8 protein-coding genes and 1 pseudogene are annotated in these 6267 nt (G+C 64.6%); 7 read left to right on the forward strand and 2 right to left on the reverse strand.

Translation table 11 applies throughout. The features are described from left to right. Positions 1 to 115 precede the first annotated feature (115 nt). Positions 116 to 541, forward strand: a complete 426-nt coding sequence (locus WP12_RS05310; protein WP_046192717.1) for a DUF934 domain-containing protein — start codon at positions 116 to 118, stop codon at positions 539 to 541. Continuing rightward, the gene (locus WP12_RS05315) at positions 534 to 1298 is read left to right on the forward strand and encodes a phosphoadenylyl-sulfate reductase (protein ID WP_046192718.1); all 765 of its coding nucleotides are present in this window, start codon (positions 534 to 536) and stop codon (positions 1296 to 1298) included. The genes WP12_RS05310 and WP12_RS05315 overlap by 8 nt, the downstream gene beginning before the upstream one ends. Before the next feature lie 62 nt (positions 1299 to 1360). On the opposite strand, the gene WP12_RS05320 is transcribed toward WP12_RS05315, so the two are convergent. Then, on the reverse strand, positions 1361 to 2872 hold the full coding sequence (locus tag WP12_RS05320; protein WP_046192719.1) for a replicative DNA helicase: 1512 nt from the start codon (positions 2870 to 2872) through the stop codon (positions 1361 to 1363). Between the two features lie 155 nt (positions 2873 to 3027). Between WP12_RS05320 and WP12_RS05325 the strand changes: the two genes are divergently transcribed. The 5 genes from WP12_RS05325 to dcd all read left to right on the forward strand — a co-directional run bounded on the left by WP12_RS05325 (position 3028) and on the right by dcd (position 6143). Then, positions 3028 to 3459, forward strand: coding sequence for a MarR family winged helix-turn-helix transcriptional regulator (locus tag WP12_RS05325; RefSeq protein WP_084690977.1), 432 nt, complete (start codon positions 3028 to 3030; stop codon positions 3457 to 3459). A gap of 8 nt (positions 3460 to 3467) precedes the next feature. After that, positions 3468 to 4502, forward strand: coding sequence for an HlyD family secretion protein (locus WP12_RS05330; protein WP_235398975.1), 1035 nt, complete (start codon positions 3468 to 3470; stop codon positions 4500 to 4502). Between the two features lie 123 nt (positions 4503 to 4625). After that, a complete protein-coding gene (locus WP12_RS05335; RefSeq protein ID WP_046192722.1) occupies positions 4626 to 5108 on the forward strand; it encodes a UPF0262 family protein in 483 nt (160 codons plus the stop codon). A 10-nt stretch (positions 5109 to 5118) separates the two neighbouring features. After that, on the forward strand, positions 5119 to 5571 hold the full coding sequence (locus tag WP12_RS05340) for a cytidine deaminase (RefSeq protein ID WP_046192733.1): 453 nt from the start codon (positions 5119 to 5121) through the stop codon (positions 5569 to 5571). A gap of 17 nt (positions 5572 to 5588) precedes the next feature. Beyond that, the gene (gene dcd, locus WP12_RS05345) at positions 5589 to 6143 is read left to right on the forward strand and encodes a dCTP deaminase (RefSeq protein WP_046192723.1); all 555 of its coding nucleotides are present in this window, start codon (positions 5589 to 5591) and stop codon (positions 6141 to 6143) included. Between the two features lie 13 nt (positions 6144 to 6156). On the opposite strand, the pseudogene WP12_RS25725 reads toward dcd, so the two are convergent. Next, a pseudogene (locus WP12_RS25725) lies at positions 6157 to 6267 on the reverse strand (IS5/IS1182 family transposase); the annotation flags it as partial.

The following is a 6267-nucleotide window of genomic DNA, read 5'->3' on the forward strand; positions in this document are numbered from 1 at the left end:
CTCCCTTCCGTCATCCCAGCGAAGGCTGGGATCTCAGCAGGTGGAATGCATCGCTTGCCTCACGAGATGCCAGCCTTCGCTGGCATGACGGATAGGATAACGGGGAGCGTATATCATGGGTGATCTGGTCCGCTTCCGCGACGACGAAGCGCATGAGGAGCCGTCGGTGACGCTCGACGCCTTTCTCGGCCAATCGAACGCGACCGCGGTGCGGCTTGAGCCGACCGACGATCCGCGCGCGCTGATCCCGCATCTTCAGCGGCTGTCGCTGATCGAGGTGTCCTTCCCGAAGTTCCGCGACGGGCGCGGCTATTCGATCGGCAGCATCCTGCGCGAGGCCGGCTATACCGGGGAGCTGCGCGCGGCGGGCGACGTGCTGGTCGATCAGATCGGGCCGATGCGGCGCTGCGGCTTCGACGCCTTCCTGTCGGAGGCCGAGATCGATCGCGACACGCTGGCGAAGCTCGGCGCGCTTTATGACGATGTCTATCAGAAGACCGTCGATGGCCGCGCGCCCATCTGGGCCCGCCGGCATGGCTGAGCCAGCGCGCGTCATCGACCGGATCGATTCCGCGCCCCGCTTCACCGCGGCCGATGTCGCGCGCCTCAACGCGCGCTTCGAAGGAGTGGGGACCGAGGAGGTGATCCGCACGGTGCTTGCCGAGAAGCTGCTCGGCGAGATCGCGGTGGTGTCGTCCTTCGGCGCCGAGTCCGCGGTGTTGCTCGATCTCGTCGCGCGCGCCGATCCCTCGACCCCGGTGCTGTTCCTCGAGACCGGCAAGATGTTTCCCGAAACGCTCGCCTATCGCGATCTGCTCGCCGAACGGCTCGGGCTCACCGGCCTGCGCAACATCACCCCCGACGCCCTGGCGATCGAGGCGAAGGACGCGACCGGCTTACGCTGGTCCTACGATCCCGACGGCTGCTGCGAGATCCGCAAGGTGCTTCCGCTCGCCCGCGCGATGAAGGATTTCGACGCGTCGATCACCGGGCGCAAGGGCTTCCAGGCCGCAACCCGGACGGGCATTCCGCGCTTCGAGCTCGATGGCGACCGGATCAAGTTCAATCCGCTGGGTGACTGGACCAAGGCCGATCTCGACGCCTGGTTCGAAAGCCGCGATCTGCCGCGTCATCCTCTGGAAGCGCAGGGCTATCTGTCGATTGGCTGCGCGCCATGCACCAGCGTGGTCAAGCCGGGCGAGGATCCGCGCGCGGGCCGCTGGCGCGGGTGGGACAAGGTCGAATGCGGCATCCATGGCGAACCGATCGTCCGCCCGGGCGAGGAACCCGTCTTCTGACGATCCCGCGGCTTCGGTAATGTGGCGTAACACATCCCGATCGGGGGCTGTGTCAGGCGGGTTTATTCGTAGTCGGTGCCGCCATAATATTCGTCCGCAAGGTCGGAAAATTTGGTGAACTTGCTCTCGAACTTGAGCGGCAGGCTCCCGGTCGAGCCGTGGCGTTGCTTGGCGATGATCAGTTCGGCGCGGTTGTGTGCGCGCTCCATCTTGATCTTCCAGTCCTCGAACGCCGTGACCTCGACCGCCGTATCGCCTGCCTCGATCGACGCCGCCTTGGGGCTCGTCAGGTTGAGATAATATTCCTCGCGATAGACGAACCACACCATGTCGGCGTCCTGTTCGATCGATCCCGATTCGCGCAGGTCGGACAGCACCGGCTTCTTGTTCTCGCGCTGCTCGACCTGACGGCTGAGCTGCGACAGCGCGATCACCGGCACGCTCAGTTCCTTGGCGAGCTGCTTGAGGCCGCGGCTGATCTCGGAGATTTCCTGAACGCGGTTCGCCTCGCTGCTGCGCCCCGATCCCTGGAGCAGCTGGAGATAGTCGACGATGATCGCCCCGATCCCCTTCTGCCGCTTCAGCCGCCGCGCGCGGGTGCGCAGCGCGGCGATCGTCAGGCCCGGCGTGTCGTCGATGAACAGCGGCAGGTTCTCCAGATTCTGCGCGGCGCGCGCGAAGGAGGTGAACTCGGCGTTGCTGATCTTGCCCATGCGGATCTGCTCGCCGCTGATCTCCGCCTGTTCGGCCAGCACGCGCGTCGCCAGCTGGTCGGCCGACATTTCGAGGCTGAAGAAGGCTACCGGCGCACCGACCGATCGCTCGATACCGGCTTCCTGGTCACGGACATGACGCATCGCCACGTTGAAGGCGATGTTGGTGGCGAGCGCAGTCTTACCCATGCCGGGGCGTCCGGCAAGGATGATGAGGTCCGAAGGGTGCAGGCCGCCGATCTTCGCATTGAGCCGTTCCAGTCCGGTGGTGAGGCCCGCGACATGCCCGCCCGAATTGAGCGCGGCGCTCGCGGTCTCGATGACCATCTTGGTCGCCTGGGCGAAGCTCTTGACGCTGCCCTCCTCGCCGCCTTCTTCGGCCACCCGATAGAGCGCGACTTCCGCCTGCTCGATCTGAACCTTGGGGTCGACATCCTCTGACGTGTCGAGCGCGGTTTCGACCATGCCGCGTCCCACGCCGACCAGTGCGCGCAGCAGTGCGAGATCATAAATCTGGCTGGCGAAGTCGCGCGCACCGATCAGCGCGGCGCCGCTGCCGGTCAGTTGCGCCAGATAGGCCGGTCCGCCCAACTCGCGCATGCCGACGTCGCCTTCGAACATCGGACGCAGCGTGACCGGGGTCGCCAGCATATTACGGTCCATGAGGCGCAGGATCGCATCATAGATGCGGCCGTGCAGCGGCTCGAAGAAATGCTCGGGCCGCAACCGGATCTGGATATCCTCGACCAGTCGGTTGTCGAGCATCATCGCGCCGAGCAACGCCGCCTCCGCCTCGATATTCTGCGGAAGGGACGCGGGTTCGGCCGCAGGGGCGGGATATGCTCGGATCGGCTCAACCATGAACGCGATTATCCGCCCGACGCGCCCTCTCCGCAAGCGCCGCGGATAAAAAGAAGCGGGGGCCGATCTGTGGATATTCCGTACTTGTCATCCTTATTGAGAGTGACCACAATGTAAGTATGGTTACAGATTCGAGTCGCCGGGTACCGTTCCTGATGCATGACATCTCGCGACGCGCGCGATATTTGTTCGACGCGCGCGCACGCTCGGCCGGGTCGACGCGGGCGCAATGGCGCGTTCTGTTCAATCTCGCACGCACCGATGGTCCAACCCAAAGCGAACTGGCCGATATCCTGGATGTCGAGCGGATCACGCTGTGCCGGATGGTCGACAGGCTGGCGGAGGCGGGGATGGTCGAACGGCGGGCAGACCCGTCCGACCGGCGCGTCTGGAGGCTGCATCTCACTGATCGCGCGGCGCCGGTGATCGAGCAACTCGGCGCCATCGCCGATGAGATGGAGGATAATATCCTGCAGCCGCTTTCCCCCGCGGAACGCGAGACACTGACCAATTTACTGATAAAGGTTCGCGACAATATGCGCGAAGGCGACGACCAGCCATTGCCCATGCCCGCCGGTGGCCGGTGATGAACGACATGAGCAGCATAGCCGCCGAGGCGGTCGCCGGGGCGCCGGTGGAGGAACGCCGGCTGGGCCGGCTGGCGCTGATGCTCTCGGTGCCCGCCCTGTTGGCGGTGGTCGGGCTCTATTTCTGGCTGACCGGCGGGCGGACCGTTTCCACGGACAATGCACAGATCAACGCCCATGTCGTCGAAGTCACCTCGGAGGTCGCGGGTCGCGTGGTCGACGTCTATGTCGGCGAGAATCAAACCGTGAAAAAGGGCGACCTTCTATTCCGCATCGATCCCGCCCCCTATCGGATCGCATTGATGGAGGCCGAGGCCGCAGTCGGCAACGCGCAGTTGACCGTTGCCCAGCTCCAAAGCACCTACCACGCCAAACAGGCCGACACCCAGAAGAGCGCATCCGATGTCGGCCTCGCGCGCGACACGTTCCGCCGCCAGCAGGAACTGCTCGCCCGGGGCTTCACGACCCGCGCCAGCTTCGACGCGGCCAAGGCCGGGTTGGCGGCGGCGCAGGCTGAGCGGATGTCGGCGGCATCCGACGCCGAATCGGCCCGCGCCGTGCTGGGCACCTCCAAAGCTGGCGGGCATCCACAGGTGGAGGCTGCGATGGCCGCACGCGACAAGGCCCAGCTGGACCTGACCCACACCGAAATCCGCGCGCCGATCGACGGCACGATCAGCCAGGCTGAAAAGCTTCAGCCCGGAACGATGGCGGTCCAGATGCTGCCGCTCGCCAATGTGGTCAGCAACCATGGCTATTGGATCGACGCCAATTTCAAGGAAACCCAGCTCGACAAAATCCGCATCGGCCAGCGCGCCGAGATCGAGATCGACGCCATGCCCGGCCGCACCCTTAAGGGCCACGTCATCGGCATCAACGCGGGCACCGGCGGGCAATTCTCGTTGCTTCCCCCGCAGAATGCGACCGGCAACTGGGTGAAAGTCACCCAGCGCGTCCCCGTCCGCATCCAGATCGACGACAGGCTCGACCGGCCACTGGTCGCGGGCTGGAGCGCCCATGTCACGGTGCGCGTCGCCGATTGAGTTCCTCCCCCGAGGCAAACTGGAAGCATGCAGACCATGGTTTGCATGCTTCATTTTTGCCGGCGATACCGACACGCAAAGCGCTTCCACCCTGCCCGATCACGCTTTAAGAGCGGAGCGCTCATGTCCGACCCGCGCATCATCGCCATCGATCTCGATGAAAAGACGATCATCTGGCGAAATGCCGATGTCGAGCAGGAACGGCGCGTCGCGATCTTCGACCTGCTCGAAGCCAATCATTTCAGGCCGCTGCGCGCTTATCCGCAGGATTATGCCGGCCCCTATCGCGTCAAGCTGCGCGTCGAGGAGGGGCGGCTGGCTATCGACGTCAATGCGGAGAGCGGCGAGCTGCTCGAAACGCTGATCCTCGGGCTCGGCAGCTTCCGCCGCCCGATCAAGGATTATTTCGCGATCTGCGACAGCTATTTCGCTGCGATCCGTACCTCGACCGCGCAACAGATCGAAACCGTCGATATGGCGCGACGCGGCATCCACAACGACGCGGCGCAGCTGCTCAAGGAGCGCCTCGAAAACAAGATCGACGTCGATTTCGATACCGCGCGCCGCCTGTTCACCCTCATCTGCGTGCTGCACATTCGTGGCTGAGCCCGTCGACATGCGCGAGGTTGCCGGCCGCGTCCTGATCGACGCCGCGCGCGAAGCCGCGGCCCACGCCCACGCCCCCTATTCCCATTTCGGCGTCGGCGCGGTGGCGCTGCTCGCCGACGGGCAGATGGTGACGGGCGCCAATTTCGAAAACGCCAGCTATGGGCTGTCGCTCTGCGCCGAGACGGTCACGCTGGCCACCGCGAACAGCCAGGGACGGCTGCGCGAAATCGTCGCGATCGGGGTGATCGGCGGCGCGCTGGCGAAGGACGGGACGCTCGGCGGTTCGGCGCTGGTCACCCCCTGCGGCCGCTGCCGCCAGATCATCAACGAAGCGGCCCAACTCGCCGGGCGCGACATCGATATCTACTGCGCGTCGGCCGACGGTAGCGCCTTCGCCTATTTTCGGGCATCGGAGCTGTTGCCGCATGCCTTCGGCCCCGCCGATCTCGGCGTGAAATAGGGGGAGACGAGAATTTCATGTCGATCATGTCGGACAAGTGGATTCGCGAACAGGCGCAGAAGCACGGAATGATCGAGCCCTTCGTCGAGGCCCAGCGCCGCGACGGCTGCATCAGCTACGGCCTGTCCTCCTATGGTTATGACGCGCGGGTCGCGCCCGAGTTCAAGATCTTCACCAACGTCGACTCGGCGACGGTCGACCCGAAGAACTTCGCGCCCAATAGCTTCGTCGACCGCGAGACCGACGTCTGCATCATCCCGCCCAACAGCTTCGCGCTGGCGCGCACAGTCGAATATTTCCGGGTGCCGCGCGACGTGCTGGTCATCTGCCTCGGCAAATCGACCTATGCGCGCTGCGGCATCATCGTGAACGTGACTCCGCTCGAGCCCGGCTGGGAAGGCCATGTCACGCTCGAATTCTCGAACACGACACCGCTCCCCGCGAAAATCTACGCGAATGAAGGCGCATGCCAGTTCCTGTTCCTGCAGGGCAACGAGCCTTGCGAGACCAGCTATGCCGACCGCGCCGGCAAATATATGGGCCAGCAGGGCGTAACTCTGCCGAAGCTCTAGGGGTTGTGGGGATTCATCGCGAGTTGATGACGGCTGCGGCGAGGTAGATCATTGCGGAGAAGCTTAGATCGGTTTTGCAGGCGCGCATGGCGATGCGCTTGAACTCTTTGAGTTTGCAGAAGAA

Origin of the sequence: Sphingomonas sp. SRS2, from assembly GCF_000971055.1 — a bacterium.
GTDB lineage: Bacteria > Pseudomonadota > Alphaproteobacteria > Sphingomonadales > Sphingomonadaceae > Rhizorhabdus.